We start from the raw sequence: 22,937 nt of genomic DNA on the forward strand, positions 1-22,937 counted from the left end.
TGACAGTCCGCCTGTGTCAACCTAGATTGACACCATGAGCGAGGCGACCAAGCTGGCATCCGCTGCCGGCGACAAAGACCCCAAGGTGGGGCTGCATGCGGTCGCGGCACTGCGCAAGCTGCTCGAGTGGCTCGAAGCGGTCCAAGTGCGCAACGCACGGGCCAACGGGTGGTCATGGCAGGACATCGCGACCGAACTCGGCGTGAGCAGACAGGCCGTGCACAAGAAGTACGGGAGGGGATGATGTTCGAGCGATTCTCCGGCTCGGCCCGCCAGGTCATCGTGGCCGCGCAGCGGGCGGCGATCGACGCCGGTGCCAGTGAGATCGACAGTCCGGACCTGCTCGTCGCGCTGTTGACCGTCCAGGACGAGATGACAGACCGGCTGCTGGCCGGGCACGAGCTGACGGCCGGCGAACTGGCCGAGGAGTTCGGCCGCGCCCGGCGGCGGGGCGGACTCACCGACGAGGAAGCCGCGGCACTCAGCACGCTGGGCGTCGACGTCGACAGCATCATTCGCAACGTGGAGGAGTCACTCGGCGAGCAGGCGATGGTCATGCCTGGACGCCGTCGGCGCCTCGGCGGGCACATCCCGTTCACCGTGGACGCGCGAAAGACCCTGGAGCAGTGCCTGCGCGAGGCCATCCGGCGCAAGCACAAGCAGATCGGTGCCGAGCACCTGCTGCTCGCGCTGCTGGCCCGCAAGTCCATCGCGGCGGACGCGCTTGTCTCCCGCGGCATCACGTATGACGGCGTGACCTCACTGATCGGGAGCAACCGTGACGTACGACGATGAGATGTCCCTAGGCCGCGACGCCCTGTTATGCGGCGAATGGTTGACGGCTTACGCCCATTTCGGCAAGGCGCACGGCCTCGGTCACGACGTTCGGCGTCAGCACCTCGCCGCGCACCGAGCCTGCCTGCGGGCGGCCTGGGCGGGCCGTAGCCCCGGTCGGATCGGCACCCAGTTGTTCCTGCTGACCTGGGCATTCGTGCTCGAACGCGACCGTACGCCGGTCGGTGCGTGATGCCGGCGGAGCGACCGGCCCGCAAGCCGCGCAAGCAGCCGGAGATCATCCGGCTGCTACTGCTACGGCTGCTGCTGAGATAGCGAAATCCGATCGGGGCTAGTCAACGCACCCCTGGACGCTGTAAAAACAGTGCGCCGGATGGCGTAACCGCTACGACCTAATGGTCGTTGCGTAAAGGCCATCCGGCGCACTGCTTCGTGTTCGCCCGGGTTCCATCACACCCGGGCGAACACACTGGCCGCTACTCCTGCGTGGTGGTCGGCACAGCCCCTCGTTGTGCCGGCCAAGGTGTCGCAGCCAGTTGGGGTGAGCCCCGGCGCCGCGGGGGCATCGCGGCGCCGGGGCCAGGTCCCGACCTGCGCAGGCGCGGTTGGCAGGTCGGGTGGCTCTGGGGAGGTCGAATCCTCACGTGGCTGTCAAGCCCCGGGGTCAGGTCGCCGTGCAGCGGACATGGTCATGCCCGTGAGACGCACTCAGGGCAGATCTATGCCGCGAAAATGTGCGATCAATCAGGAGGAGTTGCCGGCAGACCGGCAGTGCGGCCGAGTTCGGCGGCAAACTGCTGGTCATGCAGCCGGCCCGCCTGCGGCGGGGCCAGCTGGGTCTGCAGCGGCAGGACGGCGAGCATGCCCCGCGCGTCCGATCCGCCATTGCTGCCAGAGGAGAACGTGGGGCAGGGCGCAGCCGGGGCGCCCGGAGCCGTGGGGCTCGGCAGCGGGCCGGGCCAGTTGTCCGTGGGAGCGGCCTTCTCCGAGGTCCAGCCCGTGGTCCGCGCCGGGACAGCCGTGGTCTCGGCCTGACGCGGCTCAGTAGTCACGCGCGGTCGGTCCGTGGCGGTCGGGGCCTGAACGGCTGGCGGCGCAGTCACAGGCGTCACTGCGGGCGCTTGTACGGACGGCGGAGTCTCGGTGCGCTGCGTGTCGGTCTGGGCGCCGTTGTTCTGGCCCAGGTTGAGCAAGTCGGTCACCGGCTGCAGCACTGACTTGTCGTTCTTGTTGTCGTTGGTGCTGGGCGGCGGTGTCAGGATCTGCTCGGGAAGCTTGGCGACATCGTCGACGACCTTGGTGACGGTCTTGGTCACCGTGCTCACGGTCTTGGTCACGGTGCCGAGCGTCGTGGTCACCGTCGTCGTAACTGTCGTGACGGTCTTGGTCACCGTTGTGGTGACGGTCGTGACTGTGTTCGTCACGGTGCTGGTCACTCCGCCGACAAGTCCACCGATCAGACCCCCGAGCCCCCCGTTGTTGTCACCGGACCGGGCGCTCTTGGTGTTCTTGGTGTTCTTGTCCTTGGTGGGCTTCGAGTTCGTGGCCGCGGGCGGCTGCTGCGAGCTGCCGCCGATGTTCAGGTTGAGACCCGGCACATCGAGCGGCAACCGGACATCCGCGGACGCGGTGCCGGCGAACAGCGCACTGACCAACCAGGCGCCTGCCGTGAAACCGATGAGGAGTGCCACGCGCACGACAAGGCGACGCAGCATCGTGCCGGCGCCGCGCGCCAGACCCGAGCCGGTCACCAAGACCACCACCGTTTCACTGGAACAAGTTCTCGCGACGCCATCCACTCGCGCACCGGCTTCGCAGATTGCACCCTAGCTTCGTAAGCGCCGCCAAGAAAGGCGGATTGCCTTGTCCGTCCCCCGTATGTCCATTCGGCGATGATCACGGTCCGTCGTATTCACCGAACTGGGTGATCCTTCTAGTGCGACTGGGCGAGTCCCGGTGACTGCCGACAGTGTGTCCTTCGTGGACACTCAACACGCGATGCGGCTCAGCGAGTGGGTCGACAGATGGCGGTCGCGAATCCCCGACCTGCACTTGCACGATCCAGACGGGCCGCGCGAATGCCTCGTGCGAGCCGGGCAACTCGTCGTCGAACCGGGCGCGGTCCAACCGGTCTGCGAACAATTGCGCCGCTGGATCGACCACATTGACCCAAGTGGACGCATCACGTTGCGCTCGGAATTGCGTGACCGCCCAGTCGAAGTCGCCGCGGACGTGGCAAGCCGATGGCCGGCGGCCCCCAATCATGTGCACATAGGCGGCCCGATCATGCTCGGCACCCCGGTATGGATAGGCGGGCCGCAACCGGACGTGCCCGCCCCAAGACCGCCGACACCACAAACCTGGGACCCGTCAGTCACCGTCGCGGTACTCGACACCGGCCTCGACCCACACCCATGGTTCGCCGGCCGGAAGTGGTTCACAGAATGGGGACAGCACCCAGAAGTGCTCGACCACGACGCGGACGGCAACACCGACTGGCAAGCGGGCCACGGAACATTTGTCGCAGGCGTCCTGATCCGCAACGCACCCGGCGTCACCCTCCGGCACCACCGAGTCCTCTCATCCATGGGAATCACCGACGACACAACCGTCGCGGCGGCCCTGCGCACCATTCGCACCACCGGCAAAACCGACATCATCCTGCTCACATCCGGCTGCTACACAGCCGACAACCAATGCCCCCCGATACTCCGGCAAGAGTTCGCCCAGTTCACCGAAACAGTCACCGTGGCAGCGGCGGGCAACGGCGGCAGCAGCCGCCCCTTCTGGCCCGCGGCCCTCCCCGAAGTCACAGCCGTGGCCGCAACCGACCAGACCGGCACAATCGCCACATTCTCCAACCGAGGCCCCTGGGTCAACGCCACAGCCCCAGGCGTCGACATAGTCAGCAGCTTCGTCCGCCGCACCCCAGCCCCCGAAGGCGTAGCCCCCGGCACCGAAGCCCGCGAATACGGCGCGGCCAAGTGGAGCGGCACCTCCTTCGCGGCCCCGCAAATAGCCGCCGACCTCGCCAAACTCATCCACACAGGCCACACCCCCGCCGAAGCCCTCGACAGACATTCACTCGGTCAGCCAACATTGTGAACGCAATTTGGCAACGACCCCTGGCACGTACAGTCGTCGAAGCGCTACTCTATGGATGCTCGCCCCCTCCCCCTCGGCGAGCCAAACGTCCCCGCTCCCCGGGACCCCCAGCCGGGTCGAGCGGGGACGTCCTTAGCCCCCTCTGGTCGGCTCGCTTCGCTCGCCTTTCCAGAGGCGTCCTTAGGACATTGGGGGGCCGAGCCCCCCAAGCCCCCCACGGTGTGTGCTCCTACCGAACCAGCGCCGGTCATTTTTCGTTTGACTAGCATCGGGCGCTGCGCGCCCTCCTTTCAGGCATGAGGCGCGGAGCGCCTCACAACCTTAAGGTTTTGTTTTCGTAGGCTCACAGGCTTCAATCGTTTGAGTTGCAGCTTGGGTCGTTCAATTCCCGGGGCCCAGCCAGGCTGGGGCGTCGGCCGAAGGCCTGAAAGGCTCGATTTTATACGGGGTGGAGGCGGCCTTAAGCTTGTCGGCGCGGCAGGCCCCTCATGGCTCTGGCCGAGAACCCCACCTTGATCCTTGGGCCTGCCCTTTAGTCCTGACGTGGCCGCCTCAGGGGTTCCCGTGTCAAATCGAGCCGTCCCAGCCAGCAATGTCAAAGCAAAAATCCAGATAGGGCCCAGCCCTGGACATAGAAGCAAAACCAAGGCAGGGCGCTCAGCCGCCGATGGCGGAGCAAAGGCCCAGGCAGGGAGGGAAGGGGGCGGTAGGTGGGCACTGCGGGTTACTTTTTGGTGGGGGTTCACTCGGGTGGGTGGGATTGGGAGCGGGGTGGGAGGTTCGTCCATCTGAGGGGTATGTCGATTGAACGTGGTGGGGATGTTCTGGGATTGGTCCGGAGTGGGGATGAGGGGGCGTGGCGAGAGCTGGTGCGGGTTCATGGGCCTCGGATTTGGGCGGTGGCCAGGGCGCACAGGTTGAATGAGGCTGATGCGGCCGATGTTTTTCAGACGACGTGGCTCAATCTTGCCGAGCATGTCCACGGGATCCGGGATTCTGAGAAAATTTCGGCTTGGCTGGCGACGGCGGCGAAACGGGAATGTCTGCGGGTTATCGAGTTGCGCAGGCCGCTGCCGGTGCGGTGGTTGCCCGCGGCCTTCGCGCCTCAACCGGAACAGGTGGTTCTCACCGATGAGCGGGATCGGCAGCTCTGGGCTGCTTTTCAGGCTTTGCCGGACCGATGTCAACGCCTGCTGAGGGTGTTCGCCTACGCGCCGGACTACACCTATGCCCAGCTCGCCGATGCCGCGGGAATCGGTGAGAGCAGTGTCGGCTCGATGAAGGGCCGCTGCCTGAAGGCGCTGAAACTCAAGCTGGACCGGCGGGTCTTCGACCAGGTCGACCCGATGCCCGAGGTGATCGCGGTCCCGCAGCAGCCGCGTGCCCGGTTCGCGGCCTTCCCGGAGCCGGTCACGCGCAGTGCCGCGCACTCTCTGAAGTTCGGGCATGGCGACTGCACGGTCCAAGTGGAGATTGGCGCGGCTCTGCATGGGCTGGTCACGCCGGTGACCGACGTTCAGGTTTGGTGGCCGGATGGCATGGTTTCGGTGGATGTCGACGAGTACGGCCTGTTCACCGCACGCAAAGTTCCGCCGGGGCCGGTTCGGCTGGTTGTCGACGGGGTTGTGACGGACTGGTTCGTCCGGTGAGCCACGCGGAGGCGCTCGCGTCGGTGGAACGCGGTGACTTCGCGCAGGGGTTGCGTCAGGCGCGAGCGGCGTTGGTTCAGTCGCCGCAGGAGGCCGGACCGATCCTGCTGACCATCGCGTGGATCGAGCTGGATCGCGGCAATTTCCGGGCCTGCGCCCGTGAGCTGGCCAAGGCCGGCGCGAATGGCGCGTCGGCCGCGCGGGTGAAGTGTTTGAACGGCCTGAGATTGTGTGCGATCGGCGACTATGAACACGCTGTCACAGAACTTTCCGGGGCGTTGCGGAACCTGCTTGGTGACCGGAAGTGGCTGGCGAACGCGTTGGTGGGCAGGGGCATTGCGCGCGGTTATCTGTTCCGGCTGACTGCGGCGGACCGGGATTTCGCGGTCGCGGCGCGGATTCTGGGTGAGCTTGGGGAGCACGAGCGGGTTGCGGCGTGTGTTCACAACCGTGGTTTTGTAGCGCTGCAGAAGGGCGATCTGCCTCGTGCGCTGGAGTTGTTCGAGCACGCCGGCAAGGGGTTACGGTTCGGACGGGCGGAGGCGTTGATCGATCATGCCTCGGCGTTGCTCGCGGCCGGGATGACCAGGGATGCGAGTGCGTTGCTCGAGCAGGCGGAGTCGTTGCTGGCCGGGCGGGGAAGCCGGTTGGCGGAAGCTGTTCTGAATGCTGGATATTGCGCTCTGTATTCAGGTGACATTGATTTGGCTGCCTGTGCGGCGAAGCGGGCGCACGAGCTCTTCCGGATGCAGCGGCGCCCGGCGTGGGTGGCCGTGGCGGACGCGTTGGCGCTGCGGACCCAGCTGCCGGATGCCGCCGCGGCCCGGCGGGTCGCGGATCGGTGTTTTCGTTGGGGCAGAAGGATCGAAGCAGCCGAACTTTTGCTTGCCGCAGCGAAAGTGGCGCCGCAGTTGCTTGTGAAGCTTGAAGGGGAGCGGACGGCGAGCACGGCGCGGCTGCGGGCGATCGGCTGGCTCGCGCGTGCGATGCGGAGTGAGGGGCAGGCGCGGTTTGCGGCCTGCCGTGCGGGAATGCGCGTGGTGACGGAGTACGCAGGCGCCATGGGGGTTGGCGCGCGTGAGCTCGCAGCGGAGTTCTCAGGCGTGGCGATAGCCCATGCGAAGAGGCCGAGCACAGTGTTCTCCTGGATGGAACGGCAAAGAATCACTGTCCTGCCGCAGGTGAACGTGGGCGACTTGGTGGCATTGCGAGACGCCGAAGCTCAAGGTGACACCGCTCGTGTGGCGGAGTTGGAAGCACGGATGCGGCGGCTGCCGTCGACCTCCGCGCATGCCGACGCCATCGACGAGCTCAGAGAAGCCTTGGGCGACAGGATGCTCATCAGTTTCACGGTCCACAACGGCGAAACCATCGCGTGCACGTTGACCCGATCCCGAGTTCGGGTGCACCGCCTGGGTTCTGTCGGGACTCCTGGGTTCTCGTGGGAACCGCGGCCGGCGAACGCGGCCGACAACCGAATCCTCAGACCGTTGGGGATCGGCGATCGGGAGCTGGTGATTGTGCCCGCCGAGGGAATGTCCGGTTTGGTCTGGGCCGCGTTGCCCTCGTGCGTGGGTAGGCCTGTGTCGGTCGTCCCGTCTGCCGCGACTTGGCTTCGTGCCGTGCGTTCCAGGAACGGACAGGGAAGGGTCGCGGTGGCGGGTCCAGGCCTGCGGCACGCGGAACGTGAGGTCGCGGGTCTGGGATACGCGGTCGTTGAGTCGAAAGTGGCCACTGTGCTGGCGGCTGTCGAAGGCGCGGACATCGTGCACATTGCCGCGCACGGCAAGTTCCGCGCCGACGCGCCGATGTTCTCGTGTCTACGGTTGACCGACGGCCCGTTGTACGGCTACGACCTCGCTCGGCTCAACCGCGCGCCCAGATTGCTTGTGCTGTCGGCGTGTGAGGTCGCCAAAGCCGAACTCTTCGCGACTGCACTGTTCGACCGGGGTGGGCAAGCCCTGATCGCGAGCTCGATCCCAGTCCCGGACGAACGCGCCGTCGACCTCATGGCCACCCTGCATCGGCGCCTTGGCCAGGGCGAATCACCTGCGGCGGCACTGGCCGAGGCGCAGGTACGGCATGGCCATCTGGGGTTCAGCTGTCTTGGCGCGGGGTGAGTTTGTGCAGGCGGGCGACTGCTTCGTCGAGGACTTCGTCCTTCTTGCAGAAGGCGAACCGGACGATGTGCTGCCACTGTTCGGGGCTGTCGGTGAAGACCTGCACGGGGACGGCGGCCACGCCGATGCGCTCCGGAAGTTCGCGGCACAGCTGGAAACCGTCGCTGAAACCCAGCGGCCGCACGTCCGCGCACACGAAATAAGTGCCTTCGCTTGGCCGTACGCCGAATCCGGCCTCGGTCAGGCCGGCCACCAGACGGTCCCGCTTGGACTGCAGCTGCTCACGCAACCCGGTCACCCAGGCTGCTTCGTGGTTGAGGGCGTGCGCGACGGCGGGCTGGAACGGTGCGCCGCCGACAAAGGTGAGGAACTGCTTGGCTGCCCTGGCCGCCGCGACCAGCTCGGCCGGGCCGCACATCCAGCCGATCTTCCAGCCGGTGCAGTTGAACATCTTGCCCGCGCTGGAGATCGTCAGCGTCCGCTCGGCCATGCCCGGCAGTGACCCCAGCGGCACGTGTTTCCGGTCGTCGAACACCAGGTCCTCATAGACCTCGTCGGTCACCGCGATCAGGTCGTGTTCCACGCAGATCGCCGCGATCTCGGTCAGTTCAGCGTGGGTGAACACGGTTCCGGTCGGGTTGTGCGGGGTGTTGAGCAGCAGCAACCGGGTGTTCGGCCCGATCGCGGCACGGATCGCGTCGATGTCCGGTGCGAACCGGCCGGTCTCCGGGTCCTCGCGCAACGCCACCACGCGCCGGGTGGCGCCGGACAAGGCGACACACGCGGCGTAGGAGTCGTAGTACGGCTCGATCAGCAGGACCTCGTCGCCCGGCCCGGCCAGCCCCAGCAGTGCCGACGCGATCGCCTCGGTCGCACCGACCGTCACCAGGACCTCGGTGTCCGGATCGAACTCGGTTGCATAACGGGTCCGGTGGCGGGCGATGGCCTGGCGCAGCTCCGGACGGCCCGGTCCCGGCGGGTACTGGTTGATCCCCGAGGCGATCGCCCGCTGCGCTTCGGCGAGCATCGACGCAGGTCCGTCCGTGTCCGGGAAGCCCTGGCCGAGGTTGACGGCGTTGGTTCTGGTGGCCAGCGCGGTCATCTCCGCGAAGATCGTCGAGGTGAACGGCTGGAGCCGGGGAGTCAAGGCAGTACGACGCACGATGAGTCATCCTCACGGACAATGGACCCGTGGAGCAACTGGGCAGCTCATTGGGCGCCGTGCCCGGCACCGAACAGAAGCAGCGTGCGCTGCGCAAGATGAAGCTGGTCGCGCTGGGTTTCCTGATCGGCGCGACGATCATCTTCGCGCTGGCCTGGGCGTGGGAGGCCAACGGCGGGCCGTCGTGGGTCGGCTACGTGCGGGCCGCGGCCGAGGCCGGCATGGTCGGTGCGCTGGCCGACTGGTTCGCGGTGACCGCGCTGTTCCGCTATCCGCTGGGCATCCGGATCCCGCACACCGCGATCATCCCCAACCGCAAGGACGTGCTCGGTGACAGCCTCGGCGAGTTCGTCGGGGTGAACTTCCTGTCCGAGCAGGTCGTCCGGGACAAACTCGCCAGCGTCGACGTGTCCAGGCGGCTCGGCGAATGGCTCGCCCAGCACGACAACGCCGAGCGGGTCACGTCCGAACTCGCGACCGTGGTCCGTGGCCTGGTCACCGTGTTGCGCGACGAGGACGTCCAGGCAGTCGTCGAACAGGCCGTGACCAAGCGGATCGTCGCGGTCCCCTGGGGCCCGCCGATCGGCAAGCTGATGGAACGGGTCCTGGCCGACGGGACCCACCGCCAGCTCGTGGACCTGCTCTGCGACCGCGCGTACGACTGGGTCAAGGAGAACCACGACAAGTTCGTCGGGATCGTCTCCGAGCGGGCGCCGTCCTGGTCGCCGAAGTTCGTCGACTCGATCGTCGCCGACCGGCTCTACGGCGAGGTGATGTCGTTCGCCTGGGCGCTGAAGACCGAACCGGAACACCCGATGCGCCAGGCCATCGACCGGTTCCTGATCGGCTTCGCCGAGGACATGCAGCACGACCCGGAGATGATGGAGAAGGCCGAACGGGTCAAGCACCAGGTCCTGGAGCACCGCGAGGTGCAGAACGTGATCGGCTCGGCCTGGACGAACGTCAAACGCCTGCTGCTGGACGCGGCCGAGGACCCGTCGTCGGAGCTGCGCAAGCGTGTGCGCGAAGGCCTGGTCTCGCTGGGCAAGCGGCTGAGCGGCGAGGACGCGCTGCGCGAGAAGGTGGACGGCTGGGTCTCCGGCGCGGCCGCGTACATCGTGGTCAACTACCGCGACGAGATCACCACCCTGATCACCGACACGATCGACCGCTGGGACGCCAAGGAGACCTCGCGCAAGATCGAACTCCAGGTCGGCCGCGATCTGCAGTTCATCCGGATCAACGGCACCGTGGTCGGCGCCCTGGCCGGCCTGGCGATCTACACCATCGCGCACCTGTTCACCTGAGGAACACTGTTTGTGCAGCTCAGAGGGTTGTTTTTGGAGGTATACACACGATGTATACCTTGTGTGTATAGTGGTGGCATGTCGATCGGGAACACACTGCTTGGCCTGCTGGAGACGGGGCCCAGACATGGGTACGACCTCAAGCGCGCGTACGACGAGCGCTTCGGGCAGGACCGTCCGTTGCACTACGGGCAGGTGTACTCGACGCTGTCCCGGTTGCTGAAGAACGGCCTGGTCGAGGAGGGCGGTGTTGAGCCCGGCGACGGGCCGGAGCGCAAGCGCTATGCGATCACCGACGCCGGTGTGTCCAATCTGGAGGCATGGCTGACCACGCCGGAGGATCCCGCGCTCTACCTGCAGAACACACTGTTCACGAAGGTCGTCCTCGCGCTGCTGTCCGGTCGTGACGCGACGGATGTACTTGACCATCAGCGATCCGCGCACCTGCGGGCAATGCGTGAGCTGACCAAGCGCAAGACCGGTGGCGATCTGGCGGATCAGTTGATCTGCGACCACGCGCTGTTCCACCTTGAGGCGGACCTGCGCTGGCTGGAGCTCACGGCGGCCCGGCTCGACGATCTGCGAAGGCAGGTCGGGCGATGAGCGCACCGTTGCTGACCGGCGACGACCTGAGGAAGTCGTTCGGCCCGACCGTCGCGCTCAGCGGCGCCGGTCTGGAGTTGTCGGCCGGTGAGGTGGTCGCGGTCATGGGGCCGTCCGGGTCGGGCAAGTCGACCTTGCTGCACTGTCTCGCCGGAATCATCCGGCCTGACGGCGGAACCGTGCGCTACGACGGTCGTGATGTCTCCGCGATGTCCGACGGGCAGCGCAGCGCGTTGCGCCGCAGCGAATTCGGATTCGTCTTCCAGTTCGGTCAGCTTGTCCATGAGCTGACCTGTCTGGAGAACGTGGCTCTGCCGTTGCGGCTCGGCGGCACCAAACGGGCCGAAGCCGAGCGCCAGGCCGCGCAATGGCTGGACCGCCTGGAGGTGGGCGATGTCGCGGGCAAGCGTCCCGGCGAGATCTCCGGCGGCCAAGGTCAGCGTGCCGCTGTGGCGCGTGCCTTGGTCACGCAGCCACGGGTGGTGTTCGCCGATGAGCCGACCGGGGCACTGGACTCCCTCAGCGGTGAGCGCGTCATGACTGCTCTTGTCGACGCGGTGAAACAAACCGGCGCCGCGATCCTGCTCGTCACACACGAGCCGCGCGTTGCCGCGTACTCCGACCGTGAGGTGATGATCCGGGACGGCAAGTCCCGTCAGGTCGAGAGCGTTCCGGCAGGTGGGGCATGACCCCGTCGCGGTGGATCAACGATTTGGCCTTGGGGCTCCGGCTGGCCGTCGGGGGCGGCCGGATCTCCAGGACCGGTCTGGTCCGGCTGGTACTGGGCACAATCGGTGTCGGCCTCGCGGTCGTGGTGCTCTTGTTCGCCGCCTCGGTGAGGCCCGCGCTGGAGGCGCGGGAAGCACGTGTGGACGCGCAGACCTTCTTGAGGGACAGGCCGATGCCGGGCGCGGACCCGTTGTATTTGCGGCTTGCCGACACGAACTTTCGCGGTGACACCGTGAACCGGACGTATGTGCGCGCGGGCGGCCCTGCCGCGCCGATACCGCCAGGCATCGACCGGTTGCCTGGGCCTGGGGAAAGCTATGTGTCGCCCGCGTTGGCAAAGCTGCTGGCGTCGCCGGAAGGCGAGTTGCTGCGGCCCAGGTTCCCGGAGCGGATCGCCGGCACGATCGGCGAAGCGGGGGTCATCCGGCCGAACGACCTGTCCGCGATCGCCGGACCGGTCGGCCCGTTCGCGGACTCCCTGAAGGTGTACGACTTCGGCGGGAGCGCCTCCGGCGGCAGGCTGCGGGCGGAGTTGCTGATCATCTTGGTGCTCGGTGTGGTCGTACTGCTGCTCCCGGTATTCATCTTCATCGCGAGCAGTGCCCGGATCGCGGGTGCGGAACGAGATCAGCGGCTGGCCGCGTTGCGGCTGGTCGGCTCGGACGCCCGCCAGACGCGGCGGATCGCGGCGGCCGAGTCGCTGGTGAGCGCGCTGTTCGGACTGCTGTTCGGCGGCGGTGTGTTCTTGCTGGTGCGATCGTTCGCCGCCGACATCGAGATCGGCGGGGAGAATTTCTTCCCATCCGATCTGACCCCGTCCTGGCCGCTGTTGCTGCTCATTGTCGTGGTCGTGCCGCTGCTCGCGGTGCTGACAACACAGTTCGCGTTGCGCCGCACCATCATCGAGCCGTTGAGCCTTGTCCGGGAGGCCGCACCGATCCGGCGCCGGCTGGTGTGGCGGCTTGCTCTGATCGGGGCCGGCGTGCTGATGTTGTTCTTCGCCGGCATGGTCCGGACAGGTAGCGCGAGCGCCACCGTGCTGACCATCGTCGGCGCGACTCTGATGCTGCTCAGCGTGCCGGTCCTGTTGCCGTGGCTGCTTGAGCGGCTGAGCGCCAGGTTCGCCGGTGGCGGCAAGCCGGCTCTTCAGCTGGCCGTCCGGCGGTTGCAGCTCGATTCGGGTACACCTGCCCGTGTGGTCGGCAGCCTCGCAGTGGTGCTCGCAGGCGCCGTCGCGTTGCAGTTTGTGCTGACCGCGCAGTCGAGCCAGGTCACCCAACGCCTCGACGACGGTGACAAGCTCGTGGTCGAGGTGGACGGCACGAGCGCAGGCCCTGCACAGACCGCGCTGCGCACTTTGCCGAATATGTCCGTCGACTACCTCGTCTCGACTCTCACCATCGAGGATCGCGGTAGGTACAGCGTGATCACCATCGCCGACTGCGCGACGCTGACGCGCATCATCCAGGTGGATCACTGCCAGGACGGCGACGGATTCACGCTGCCATCGACATACATGGGTTCACCAGGGCCGACGTCGGGCAGTACGGTCAACGCCGTCGAGCCCAGGGCACCCGGCAGCAGAACGCCACGGCCCGTCGTCGGCCAGATCGAATTGCCGGCGCAGCTTCCCGAGGTCGCACTCCGGCCCGGCGGGCAGTTCATCGTGAGTGGCCTCGTCCTGCTCACCCCGGGAGCGTTGCGAGCCACACCAGGGTTGTCGGCGGGTCTGACGGGCATGATCAGTGCCGGCTCCAGCGACGCGATCGAGCATGTCCGCAATGCCATCGACCCGTTTGACGCCAATGTCATCTCCAGCGGTCCCAGCGATGGCGACAACGCCGATGTACGGATGTTCCTGGAGATCCGCAAAGGACTGCTCATCGGTTCGGTCTTCACGTTGCTGCTGGCGGCCATGAGCCTGCTCGTCGTCGCCGTCGAACAGACGCGGGAACGCCGCCGATCCATCGCCGCACTGTCGGCGACCGGCGTTCCGTTAGGCACGCTTGTCCGATCCCTGTTGTGGCAGAACGCAATCCCGATGGTCATCGCCATTGCGATCGCAGTGGCATCCGGGCTCGGCGTTGCCGCACTGGTGTCCCGGCTGACCGGCTCGGATTTCGCCACGGACTGGACAACCGTCGGTCTGATGTCGGTCACCGCGGGCGTACTGATCCTGTTGGTCACCGCGTTGACACTGCCGGCCTTACGCAGCGCCACCCGGCTGACCGCACTCCGAACCGAATGACGCCCTCAGGGGCCGTCACAGTTCTTTGATGACTCGACAGGGATTGCCCGCCGCGAACACACGCGGCGGGAGGTCGCGGGTGACTACGCTGCCCGCGCCGACCACGGTGTTCTCGCCGATGGTCACACCTGGGCACACGATGACGCCGCCGCCCATCCACACGTTGTCGCCGATGGTGATGGGTGCGGCGGTCTCCCAGCGCTGACGGCGGGCTTCGTGGTCCTCCATCGGGTGCAGCGCGGTCAGTAGCTGGGCACGCGGCCCGATCGAGACGTCGTTGCCGATCGTGATCGGGGCGCAGTCCATCAGGATCGCGTCGTAGTTGAGGAAGCTGTTGTCCCCGAGCCGGATCAGATAGCCGTAGTCACACTGGAACCGCGGCATGATCCACGAGCCCTCGCCGAGCCCGCCCAGCAGCTCGGTCAGGATCTTCCGGCGTTGCTCGTCCTCGCCTGACCTGGTCGCGTTGAAGGTGTCCAGCAGGGCCTGGCAGTGTCGCCGTTCGGCCACCAGCACAGGATCGTTGTCCTTGTACAACTGCCCGCTGAGCATCCGCTCTTTCTGATCAGTCACCCAGCCCATACTGCAGCAAATGATCAGGTCACATCAGCAGGTATGCCGCGTTTCCGAGCCTGACCACGGTTTCGTGTGAGGGCAACGTTTCCGAGCCGAGTGTTGGGCCGCTGTGCCTGCGGTGGAAGGCGGTCAGCACGGCGTGCCTGGGTTCTGCGGAGGCGTTCGGTGTGCCGGAATGCCACAGATGGCTGTTGAACAGCCAGCAGGTGCCGGCCGGGCCGGTGAGCAGCACTTCGTCAGGATGCCTGCCGTGGCCGACGGGCGGCCTGAACGCGTGGTCCAGGTGTGAGCCCGGGACAACCCGGGTTGCGCCGTTCGTGAGGGTGAACGCGGTGAGCGCGACGATCGCTGTGCACACACGCCACTGGCCAGGGCCGGCTCGGTCGGTAGCGTCCATGTGCAGTGCTTGGCCACCGTGGCCCGGCCGGCCGGCCCGGTAGTGCATCTCCCGGATCTGGAAGTCCGGGCCGAGCAGGTGGGTGACCGCGGCGAGCAGGGCTGGCCGCAGCCACAGTGAGTCGAACAGGCTGCCCTGGTCCAGCAGGCCTTTCAGATGCAGCGTTCCGCCCTGGCGGCTGCCTTCCAGCAGCCTGGTGATCTCCGCGATCAGCTGTCCGGCCAGCGCCTCGCCGACGAACCCGTCGAGCCGGCAGTAGCCCAGCTCGTCCAGGTCGGCCCGCTGTTGGGGGACGAGCGCCTCGGGTGAGACCCCCAGCTCGTCCAGAACCTCCCGCATGCCTCCCAGGCTGGCTGCTGGTCGCGCGACTCGCCAGACATGTCACCTGATCAGGCCTCTTGACGAGATTGGGGAAACTCTCCGCTACCTGACATTTCCTGTCAGGTATGGCGGGCAGGCTGGGGATATGAACAAGTTCGAATGCACCAAGTGGGACGAGCTGGCCTATGCCGAGGCCACTGACAACGCAAAGATCGGCGACGCGAAGATGACCTTCGCCTACACCGGCGTCGTCGAAGGTGAGGGAAAGTCCGCCGCCCTGCTGATCTACACCGCGGACGGCTCGGGCACCGCGACCGGCGCGGAGCTGTTCACCGGGCGGATCAACGGCCGCGAGGGCACGGTCATCTTCCACACCACCAACACTTTCGACGCCGAAGGCGTGACCGGGACCTTCACGGTCGTGCCGGGTACCGGGACGGGCGAACTGGCCGGTGCCGGAGGTTCCGGTGCCTATGAGATGAAGATGGGCACCATGTCGACGGACTACACCTTCACGAGCTGATTGTCAGTACCCGCAAGGCAAGTTGCAGTTCCAGGGCGCGCTCGGGCGTGTTCCAGTCCTCGCCGAGCAGTGACGCGATCCGGTCGAGGCGTTGCGTCACGGTGTTCACGTGCACGTGCAGCACGTCTTTGGCAGCTGTCAGGCTGGATCCGCACTCGAAGTACGTCCGCAGCGTCCTGATCAACTCGGTGCCGCGTCGCTCGTCGTAGTCGAGCACCGGCCCGAGTGTGCTGCGCAGGAAGCCGTCCACGTCGGCCCGGTCGCCGAGCAGGACACCGACAAAGCCCAGCCCGGCCATGCAAGCGCCCGTCCCGTCCTGGCCGAGGGCTCTGAGCGCACGCAGGCATCGGCCGGCCTCGGCGTGGGCGGCGGCCAGTTCGACCGGGCCGGTCGCCGGGCCGGCCGCGCCGACGGTGACCGGGCACCCGGTGGCGTTGGTCAACGCCCGCGCCACCTTGTCGGGATCGCCGTCGACCGTCAGCAGCACGACTTGCTCCGCGTGCACACCGACCAGCGCGGCGTGTCCTGCCGCCGAGGCCGCGAGTCGCCCACGCGACACCCCGTCCGCGTGGGCGATCAGAACACTGTGCGGCGCAGCCAGATTCACGCCCAGCCGACGGCCACGGGCGATCAAGGAACCGGGATTCCGGTCGGGCGTGGTCAGCAGGTCCGTCAGGAGCTCACCGCGAACCTGCTCTTCGACGTGCGCCACAGATCGGCGCAACAGCAGCAACAACGCTGTCACCAGGCTGGCTCGTTCGAACAGCAGGCGGTCGGCGTCGGTCAGTGAAGGCCGTCCGGTCAGCACCAGACTGCCGAGAAGTTCCGGTCCCGCGAGCGCGGCGCAGACCCAGGTGTCCCCATTGGACACAGCTCGTCCGCTCGACTGCGCGCGGGCAACGACATGCGCGGGTGGCAGAACAGACTTGCCGACACAGGCCAGTTGGACACCGGTGGCGTCGTGCAACACGATCCCGCCATCAAGGACCTGCGCGACCGCGGCTGCGACGGCAGGTGCGTCGGCGCCGCGCAACACCAGGTCGGTCAACCGGTCGTGCACTTCCTCGGCCCGGCGGATCGATTCGTTGGCGCGCCTTGTCTCGGCCAGCAGTTGCGCGTTGTCGATCGAGATCGACGCGTGGTCGGCGAGCGACGACAGCAGAGCGACTTCGTCAGGCGAGTAGGACCGGAAAGCGCGATCCGCCGCGTACAGCACGCCGATCACGCGCCTGCCCAGGGTCAACGGCACCCCGATGATCGACACCAGGCCTTCCTCACGGACGGCTGTGTCGATGACGGTCGTGTGCTTGAACCGGCTGTCGGCGAAGTAGTCCGGTGTGGCGTACGGCAGGGCAGTCTGGGCGACCAGTCCGCCGAGGCCTTCCCCGATACCCAGCGACAGCTGCTGGAACAGCGCGGACACAGAGCCTTCGGTGACCCGCATGTACGTCTGCCCGCCGACGTCGTCGTTCAGGCTCAGGTACGACACGTCGACGCCGAGCAACATCCGCACCCGGTGCACGATCTGCCGCAGCACAGCGTCCGGGTCACGCAGCCGGGCCAGGTCGTTGGCCGTGTCCACCAGCGCCGACAGCTCAGCCTCACGACGCTGGTGCTCGACGAGCGTGTGCCGGACCCGCAACGCCGCATCGGTCGCCGCCTCCCACTCCGCGGCCTCGTCGGGCGACATGCCGAGAGCGCGGCTGGCGGCCAGCTTGGTGAGCCGTTCGCCATCCGCTCCCTCGGCCAGCAGCTCAAGCAGCTCCCGAAACGCTTTCACGCCGGTCATCCTGTCCCAGGTGGACGCCTCGTGTCTCGCGGGCAAGGACGATCGCGACCACTGTGACGACACACATCGCGGCCACGTACACCGAGATCGGCCACGACTCGCCGGTGTCCTGGAGCAGCGCGGTCGCGATCAACGGCGCCACGGCACCTGCGCCGAGCGACGCGAGTTGGTAGCCGACGGATGCACCCGAGTACCGAACCCTGGTGTCGAACAGTTCGGCGAAGAACGCCGCCTGCGGGCCATACATCGCGCCGTGCAGCAACAGGCCGAGCGAGACAGCCAACGTGATCATCCAGAACGACTTGGTGTCCAGCATTCCGAAGAAGAGGAACGCCCAGACACCCATGCCCACTGTGCCGAACAGGTACACCCCACGGCGTCCGACCCGGTCGGAAAGCGCGCCCCACAACGGAATCGAGATCAGATGGACGACCGAACCGATGAGCACCGCGTTCAGCCCGACCGACCTGGGTATCTGCAACTGCAGAGTCAGGTACACCAGCAGGAACCCGGTGATCACGTAGTACGAGCCGTTCTCCGCGATCCGGGCGCCCATCGCGATCAGCACCTCGCGCCAGCTGCGCCGGAACACCTGCACGATCGGCGCCTTCTCCGGCGCGCCACCGGCCTTTGCCTGTGCCTCAAGGAAGATCGGCGACTCGGCGACCGCGAGCCGGATCCACAGCCCGATCAGCACCAGCACCGCGGACAGCAGGAACGCGATCCGCCAGCCCCAAGCCAGGAACTGCTCGTCGGTCTGGACCGCGGCGAGAACCGCGAGCACCGCCGTGGCCAGCAGGTTCCCCGCGGGTACCCCGGCCTGTGGCCAGGATGACCAGAAACCTCGTCGCTCAGCCGATCCGTGCTCCGACACGATGAGCACGGCCCCGCCCCACTCGCCGCCGATCGCGAAGCCCTGCACCAGTCGCAGCACAGTCAGCAGAATCGGCGCGGCCAGGCCGATCGTGGCGTACCCGGGCAGCAGGCCGATCAGGAACGTCGAGACACCCATCAGCAACAGACTGAGCACCAGCAGCCGCTTGCGGCCGATCTTGTCGCCGTAGTGGCCGAACACCAGCCCGCCGAGCGGCCTGGCCACGAACCCCAGCGCGTATGTGCCCAACGACAGCAGCGTGCCGTTCAACGGGTCGGAGGTCGGGAAGAACACCTTGTTGAACACCAGGGTCGCGGCCGAGGTGTAGAGGAAGAAGTCGTACCACTCGACCGTGGTGCCCACCATGCTGGCACCGATGATCTTGCGTAGCGAGCTCGGGTTCGCGGTCGTCAATGGCCGCACCTCCTTCAGCTGGCGGTCCAGCCGCCGTCCATCGCGATCGACGTGCCGGTGACGTGCCCGGAGTGCGGTCCGCACAGCCAGAGCACGACGTCGGCGACGTCCTCGGGGTCGATCAGGCGCTTCACCGCGGGGCGGTCGAGCATGATGTGCTCGACGACCTGGTCGGCGCTGATGCCGTGCGCCTCGGCCTGTGCTGCGATCTGGCTTGTGACCAGCTGCGTCCGGACGTAACCGGGGTTCACGCAGTTGCTGGTCACGCCACGCGGCGCCCCCTCAAGCGCCGCCACTTTGCTGAGCCCTTCCAGCGCGTGCTTGGCCGTCACGTATCCCGCCTTGAACGCGCTGGCCCGCAGACCGTGCGCGCTGGAGATGTTCACGATCCGGCCCCAGCCTTTGGCGTACATGTGCGGCAGCGATCGGCGGATCAGCAGGAAGGGCGCTGTCACCATCACTGCCTGCAGCTGGGCGAACTTCTCGGCCGGGAACTCATGGATCGGCGCGACGTGCTGCAGGCCGGCGTTGTTGACCAGGATGTCGATCTCGGCCGGTAACCCTTCGGCACCGCCCGCGAGGTCCACCTCGTGCGCCCAGCCGCCGATCTCGGCGGCCACGGCCTCGGCCGCGGCGCCGTCCAGGTCCGCGACGTGCACCTTGGCCCCGGCTCCGGCCAGCGCTTTCGCGCAGGCCAGCCCGATGCCGTGGGCGCCGCCGGTGACGAGCGCGACCCGGCCACTGTGAGGTACGCCACTGCTCATGGTTCATCACGCTAGGTGCCATTTCCGGTGGCGGCCATGTGCGGGCGAGCCATAACTTGCGGGACTGTTATGTGGATGAAAGCCGAGTGCGCGCATGCGGGCCCGGCCATAAGTAGTCTGGCGGGTGTGATTTGCCCGAAGTGTCAGAACATCATGCAGACCGTCGACCGTGGCGGCATCCACATCGAGCAGTGCCAGGGCTGCCGGGGAATCTTCCTCGACCGTGGTGAGCTCGAGCAGATCGCCGGCGCCGAGCAGCGCTATCACCAGCAGGCGACCCCGATGCCGCCGCCCATGTACCGCGGCGACTCCGCCCCGCCGTATCGCGGTGGTCACAGCGGTCACAGTGGTCATGGTGGCTACAAGGATTCCGCCCCGCCCTACGGCTACGGCCGTGGTCACGGCGACTCCCCGCCCCCGTACGGCCACGGTGGCTACGGCCACAAACGCAAGCGCAAGAGCTTCCTGGAAGAGTTGTTCGACTGATCAAGGCACCGGTGGACCTGAAGATCTGCATGGGCTGTGGCGTCCGCATGGACGAGCCCATGGTCCCGGCCGACGAGGCCGTCCTGGTGTGCGGACAGTGTGGCCATCGGCAGCCGTTCCTGCGGTTGCCGATGTTCGCGTTGACCGGTCCCAGCGGGACCGGCAAGTCGACCGTGAGCAGGTTTCTGGGCAGTGAGCTCGGCTCCCAGGTCGTCGTGCTCGAGCAGGACGTGCTGTGGACGGCCGGTCTGCGCGATCCGCACAACGACTTCCAGCTGTTCCGGTCGACCTGGCTGCGGATGGTCGGCATGATCCACCAGAGCGGCCGTCCGGTCGTGCTCTGCGGAACCGTCGTGCCGGTGCAGTTCGAGGAGATACCCGAGCGTGTGCTGATCGGCGATATCCACTACCTGGCGCTGACGTGCGACCGCCTGGTGATTCGCGAACGTTTGCGGGCCCGGCCGGCCTGGCGTGAGTGGGACGAGCCGCGAATCGACGAGATGCTCGAGTTCAACGAATGGGTGCGGCGTGAAGCCGCGACCATGAGCCCGCCCATGCGGCTGCTCGACACGACACACACCCCGGTCGAGGAGACTGCCCGCGAAGTGGCCGACTGGGTGCGGGCAGGTCTGGCCGCGTCGCCGAGCCTGGCGTAGCGGCTTCTCTTTCCACGGGCAAGACATGTGAAAGCCCCCGGCGGGAGGCCGGGGGCTTTCACATGTTCGCTGCTTACTTGGTGGTCTTGCTGGTGGTGCTGGTCTTCGTGGTGGTCGTGGTGCGCGCGGCGGCCGGCTTGCGGGCCGGGGCGGTGCGGTTGGCGACCTTGCGGGAGGTGCTGCGGACCTCGTGGGCGACGTCCTCGCCCAGCTCCTCGACGGCCTCAGCGGTCTCGTCGGCGAGCTTCTCGGCGGCGCGGGCGGTCTTCTCGCCCACCGAGCGGGTCTTGCGGGTCACCTTGGCGAGCACGTCCTCGGCCAGCTCACGGGCGTCGGTCGCGACGTCGCCTGCGCGGGTCTGAGCGGCCTCGATGGCCTCTTCCAGCTGGTCGACGATCTTTTTGACCTGCGGCTGGGTCTTGAGCTTCTCGACGGCCTCTTCGCCCTGCTCGGCGAGCTTCTTGTACAGCTTCACCGCAGCCTCGGTGTACTCCTCGACGGCCTTGCGCAGCTCGGCCGGGTCCAGCTTCTCGCGCAGCGAGGTCACGTCGGTGGGCAGGTTCTGCGCGGCCTTCTGGGCCGCCTCGGCGCCCTCGGTCACGCCGTCCTTGGCCTTGTTCACCGCGTCCAGCACGGCCTTGGCGACCAGGTCACCGGCGCCGACGGCGGCAAGCAGCGAGGTGCGGACGGGCTCGACGGCCTTGCGGACGTCCTCGGCGTTCGGTCGGGTCATGGTAGTCACTCCTCAGTGGTGTTCTTGTGGTCCACATCGGACTTTTCCACTGTGGACTTCAAAGCTGCGTTCTCTTTCCTGAAGGACTCGTAGACATCCAGCAGGACTTGTTTCTGGCGCTCGTTGAGCTCCGCGTCGGCGCGGATCGCGTCGGCCACCGGGCCGCCCGTCGGCAGGTCGAGAATCCCGGCCTGCACGTACAACGCCTCGGCCGAGATCCGCAGACCCTTGGCGATCTGCTGCAGGATCTCCGCGCTCGGTTTGCGCAGGCCTCGCTCGATCTGGCTGAGGTACGGGTTCGACACACCGGCGAGCTTCGACAGCTGGCGCAACGAGATCTTCGCGGTGTTGCGCTGCTGGCGGATGTAGTCCCCGATGTCGCGGCCGAGGTCAGCGACCTTGTCCATCGGCGACTGGGATTCCTCTGCCACCGTGGCCACCTCCTCTCGACACACTCCAAGGTAGGCCGGGCTGCTAGCAATTGCAAGCACTCAGTACGCACTTGCCCGGTGGGCTCTGTCACAGCGGTTTATGGTGTTAGGCGATGGTTCTCAAGGCGGATGTCGAAGGCACCGCGGCACGACTGCGGAGCCGGATGGTCCGCGCGCTCGTGCGAGGCGGAACCCTCACCGACCCGGCATGGCGCGAGGCCTTCCTGACCGTCCCGCGACACGCCTTCCTGCCGCGCTACTTCCAGCAACGATCAGGCCGCTGGGCCGCTGTGGACACCGGCGACGAAGACTGGCTCACCCAGATCTACGCCGACAGAGTCCTTGTCACACAACTGGATGGCGACAGTTCCCGCTGGGAGGTCGCCCGCGCGACCGGCCCCGTCAGCGGCGCGCCGACCTGTTCGTCCAGCATGCCGACGATCATGGCCGTGATGCTGGAAGCGTTGCAGGCCAATGAAAACCACCGAGTCCTCGAGATCGGCACCGGAACGGGGTACAACGCCGCCTTGTTGTGCGTCCGCCTCGGCTCGGCTCGGGTGTCCACCGTGGACGTCGACGATTCCCTTGCGCTACCGGCAGAACAGCGCTTGACCGAGTGCGGCTTCCAGCCCACGTGCGCGGTGATGGACGGCGTCAACGGCTACCCGCCGGGCGCGCCTTACGACCGCGTTCTGTGCACGTGCGCAGTCCCCAGGATTCCCCTCGCCTGGCTCGAGCAAACCCACCCCGGCGGTCTTGTTGTCACCACCCTCAGCCGCCCCCTCGGCGCGGGCCTCGTCCGGATAACGGCGGGCGACGGCCCAACCGGCGAAGGCAGAGTGCTTGCTGACGACGGCCGTTTCATGCCCCTGCGTGCGCCCCAAACCGCGGAGATCACCTGGCCCACATCCGACAGCGAAGGAACAAGACGCGCGACCGACCTGCCCGCCGGCATAGTCAGCCCGACCAGCCCCTTCGAGTTCTTCGCCGGCCTGGACCTGCCCGACGTACACGCGGCCGGAGCCGCCAGCTGCGTCCTGCTCGCCCACCCCGACGGCTCCTGGGTCCGCCACGACATGGAATTCGTCGTCCAGGGCGGCCCCCGCCGCCTCTGGGACGAAATCGAAGCGGCCTACCAGAAATGGCACACCCTCGGTGAACCCCGCCGCGCCCGCTTCGGCATCACGGTGACCCCCGACACCCAGAACCTCTGGCTCGACGCACCCGACAGCCCGCACCACTGGCCACTCTGACC

General features: G+C 67.1%; 23 protein-coding genes. 14 read left to right on the forward strand and 9 right to left on the reverse strand.

Features of this window, described 5'->3' with window-relative positions:
* Nucleotides 1-34 precede the first annotated feature (34 nt).
* From JOF56_RS13160 to JOF56_RS13170, 3 genes are read left to right on the forward strand one after another with little or no spacing between them, the layout of a single operon-like run.
* Nucleotides 35-244, forward strand: coding sequence for an Lrp/AsnC family transcriptional regulator (locus tag JOF56_RS13160; protein ID WP_209637613.1), 210 nt, complete (start codon nucleotides 35-37; stop codon nucleotides 242-244).
* Complete coding sequence (locus JOF56_RS13165) at nucleotides 244-795, forward strand: Clp protease N-terminal domain-containing protein (RefSeq protein ID WP_209637615.1); 552 nt, start codon at nucleotides 244-246, stop codon at nucleotides 793-795. Before JOF56_RS13160 ends, JOF56_RS13165 begins: the two co-directional genes overlap by 1 nt.
* Nucleotides 779-1,027, forward strand: coding sequence for a DUF3703 domain-containing protein (locus tag JOF56_RS13170; protein WP_209637616.1), 249 nt, complete (start codon nucleotides 779-781; stop codon nucleotides 1,025-1,027). The genes JOF56_RS13165 and JOF56_RS13170 overlap by 17 nt, the downstream gene beginning before the upstream one ends.
* Before the next feature lie 508 nt (nucleotides 1,028-1,535).
* Here JOF56_RS13170 and JOF56_RS13175 read toward each other — a convergent pair.
* A complete protein-coding gene (locus tag JOF56_RS13175) occupies nucleotides 1,536-2,546 on the reverse strand; it encodes a hypothetical protein (protein WP_209637618.1) in 1,011 nt (336 codons plus the stop codon).
* 205 nt (nucleotides 2,547-2,751) lie between these two features.
* Between JOF56_RS13175 and JOF56_RS13180 the strand changes: the two genes are divergently transcribed.
* The 3 genes from JOF56_RS13180 to JOF56_RS60075 all read left to right on the forward strand — a co-directional run bounded on the left by JOF56_RS13180 (nucleotide 2,752) and on the right by JOF56_RS60075 (nucleotide 7,669).
* Nucleotides 2,752-3,900, forward strand: a complete 1,149-nt coding sequence (locus JOF56_RS13180; protein WP_307855080.1) for a S8 family peptidase — start codon at nucleotides 2,752-2,754, stop codon at nucleotides 3,898-3,900.
* A gap of 797 nt (nucleotides 3,901-4,697) precedes the next feature.
* Nucleotides 4,698-5,549: an RNA polymerase sigma factor gene (locus JOF56_RS13185; RefSeq protein WP_245378250.1), complete on the forward strand. Its 852-nt coding sequence runs from the start codon at nucleotides 4,698-4,700 to the stop codon at nucleotides 5,547-5,549.
* Entirely contained in the window at nucleotides 5,546-7,669 is a 2,124-nt protein-coding gene (locus tag JOF56_RS60075; protein ID WP_209637622.1) for a CHAT domain-containing protein, read from the forward strand. Before JOF56_RS13185 ends, JOF56_RS60075 begins: the two co-directional genes overlap by 4 nt.
* On the opposite strand, the gene JOF56_RS13195 is transcribed toward JOF56_RS60075, so the two are convergent.
* Nucleotides 7,647-8,831: a pyridoxal phosphate-dependent aminotransferase gene (locus JOF56_RS13195; RefSeq protein ID WP_209637624.1), complete on the reverse strand. Its 1,185-nt coding sequence runs from the start codon at nucleotides 8,829-8,831 to the stop codon at nucleotides 7,647-7,649. The genes JOF56_RS60075 and JOF56_RS13195 overlap by 23 nt on opposite strands.
* Before the next feature lie 98 nt (nucleotides 8,832-8,929).
* On the opposite strand from JOF56_RS13195, the gene JOF56_RS13200 reads away from it, so the two are divergent.
* The 4 genes from JOF56_RS13200 to JOF56_RS13215 all read left to right on the forward strand — a co-directional run bounded on the left by JOF56_RS13200 (nucleotide 8,930) and on the right by JOF56_RS13215 (nucleotide 13,718).
* Nucleotides 8,930-10,138 (forward strand): DUF445 domain-containing protein, encoded by a 1,209-nt coding sequence (locus JOF56_RS13200; protein WP_209648222.1) that lies wholly within the window; start codon nucleotides 8,930-8,932, stop codon nucleotides 10,136-10,138.
* Nucleotides 10,139-10,216: 78 nt separating this feature from the next.
* Nucleotides 10,217-10,741, forward strand: coding sequence for a PadR family transcriptional regulator (locus JOF56_RS13205; RefSeq protein ID WP_209637626.1), 525 nt, complete (start codon nucleotides 10,217-10,219; stop codon nucleotides 10,739-10,741).
* On the forward strand, nucleotides 10,738-11,430 hold the full coding sequence (locus JOF56_RS13210) for an ABC transporter ATP-binding protein (RefSeq protein ID WP_209637628.1): 693 nt from the start codon (nucleotides 10,738-10,740) through the stop codon (nucleotides 11,428-11,430). The genes JOF56_RS13205 and JOF56_RS13210 overlap by 4 nt, the downstream gene beginning before the upstream one ends.
* Entirely contained in the window at nucleotides 11,427-13,718 is a 2,292-nt protein-coding gene (locus JOF56_RS13215) for an FtsX-like permease family protein (RefSeq protein ID WP_209637630.1), read from the forward strand. The genes JOF56_RS13210 and JOF56_RS13215 overlap by 4 nt, the downstream gene beginning before the upstream one ends.
* 15 nt (nucleotides 13,719-13,733) lie before the next feature.
* Here JOF56_RS13215 and JOF56_RS13220 read toward each other — a convergent pair whose 3' ends face one another.
* Both JOF56_RS13220 and JOF56_RS13225 read right to left on the reverse strand, forming a co-directional pair.
* The gene (locus JOF56_RS13220; protein WP_209637632.1) at nucleotides 13,734-14,291 is read right to left on the reverse strand and encodes a sugar O-acetyltransferase; all 558 of its coding nucleotides are present in this window, start codon (nucleotides 14,289-14,291) and stop codon (nucleotides 13,734-13,736) included.
* A gap of 28 nt (nucleotides 14,292-14,319) precedes the next feature.
* Nucleotides 14,320-15,030, reverse strand: coding sequence for a phytanoyl-CoA dioxygenase family protein (locus tag JOF56_RS13225; RefSeq protein WP_209637634.1), 711 nt, complete (start codon nucleotides 15,028-15,030; stop codon nucleotides 14,320-14,322).
* Between the two features lie 127 nt (nucleotides 15,031-15,157).
* Between JOF56_RS13225 and JOF56_RS13230 the strand changes: the two genes are divergently transcribed.
* The gene (locus JOF56_RS13230; RefSeq protein ID WP_209637636.1) at nucleotides 15,158-15,535 is read left to right on the forward strand and encodes a DUF3224 domain-containing protein; all 378 of its coding nucleotides are present in this window, start codon (nucleotides 15,158-15,160) and stop codon (nucleotides 15,533-15,535) included.
* Here the strand turns inward: JOF56_RS13230 and JOF56_RS13235 are convergent.
* From JOF56_RS13235 to JOF56_RS13245, 3 genes are all read right to left on the reverse strand, one after another.
* Nucleotides 15,525-17,324, reverse strand: a complete 1,800-nt coding sequence (locus JOF56_RS13235) for a helix-turn-helix domain-containing protein (protein WP_209637638.1) — start codon at nucleotides 17,322-17,324, stop codon at nucleotides 15,525-15,527. The two genes, JOF56_RS13230 and JOF56_RS13235, sit on opposite strands and share 11 nt — an antisense overlap.
* The gene (locus tag JOF56_RS13240) at nucleotides 17,290-18,564 is read right to left on the reverse strand and encodes an MFS transporter (RefSeq protein WP_209648223.1); all 1,275 of its coding nucleotides are present in this window, start codon (nucleotides 18,562-18,564) and stop codon (nucleotides 17,290-17,292) included. Before JOF56_RS13240 ends, JOF56_RS13235 begins: the two co-directional genes overlap by 35 nt.
* Before the next feature lie 62 nt (nucleotides 18,565-18,626).
* Complete coding sequence (locus tag JOF56_RS13245; RefSeq protein ID WP_209637640.1) at nucleotides 18,627-19,376, reverse strand: 3-hydroxybutyrate dehydrogenase; 750 nt, start codon at nucleotides 19,374-19,376, stop codon at nucleotides 18,627-18,629.
* Nucleotides 19,377-19,451: 75 nt separating this feature from the next.
* Here JOF56_RS13245 and JOF56_RS13250 point away from each other — a divergent pair, with 75 nt between their 5' ends.
* Both JOF56_RS13250 and JOF56_RS13255 read left to right on the forward strand, forming a co-directional pair.
* The gene (locus tag JOF56_RS13250) at nucleotides 19,452-19,862 is read left to right on the forward strand and encodes a TFIIB-type zinc ribbon-containing protein (protein ID WP_209637642.1); all 411 of its coding nucleotides are present in this window, start codon (nucleotides 19,452-19,454) and stop codon (nucleotides 19,860-19,862) included.
* 29 nt (nucleotides 19,863-19,891) lie between these two features.
* Nucleotides 19,892-20,518: a P-loop nucleotide/nucleoside kinase family protein gene (locus tag JOF56_RS13255; RefSeq protein WP_209648224.1), complete on the forward strand. Its 627-nt coding sequence runs from the start codon at nucleotides 19,892-19,894 to the stop codon at nucleotides 20,516-20,518.
* A 73-nt stretch (nucleotides 20,519-20,591) separates the two neighbouring features.
* Here JOF56_RS13255 and JOF56_RS13260 read toward each other — a convergent pair whose 3' ends face one another.
* Both JOF56_RS13260 and JOF56_RS13265 read right to left on the reverse strand, forming a co-directional pair.
* Entirely contained in the window at nucleotides 20,592-21,251 is a 660-nt protein-coding gene (locus tag JOF56_RS13260) for a hypothetical protein (protein WP_209637644.1), read from the reverse strand.
* A 5-nt stretch (nucleotides 21,252-21,256) separates the two neighbouring features.
* Complete coding sequence (locus JOF56_RS13265; protein ID WP_209648225.1) at nucleotides 21,257-21,658, reverse strand: helix-turn-helix domain-containing protein; 402 nt, start codon at nucleotides 21,656-21,658, stop codon at nucleotides 21,257-21,259.
* A gap of 137 nt (nucleotides 21,659-21,795) precedes the next feature.
* Between JOF56_RS13265 and tgmC the strand changes: the two genes are divergently transcribed.
* Nucleotides 21,796-22,935, forward strand: coding sequence for an ATP-grasp peptide maturase system methyltransferase (tgmC, locus tag JOF56_RS13270; RefSeq protein ID WP_209637646.1), 1,140 nt, complete (start codon nucleotides 21,796-21,798; stop codon nucleotides 22,933-22,935).
* Nucleotides 22,936-22,937 lie beyond the last annotated feature (2 nt).

The sequence above is a fragment of the Kibdelosporangium banguiense genome (assembly GCF_017876405.1).
Classification (GTDB): domain Bacteria; phylum Actinomycetota; class Actinomycetes; order Mycobacteriales; family Pseudonocardiaceae; genus Kibdelosporangium; species Kibdelosporangium banguiense.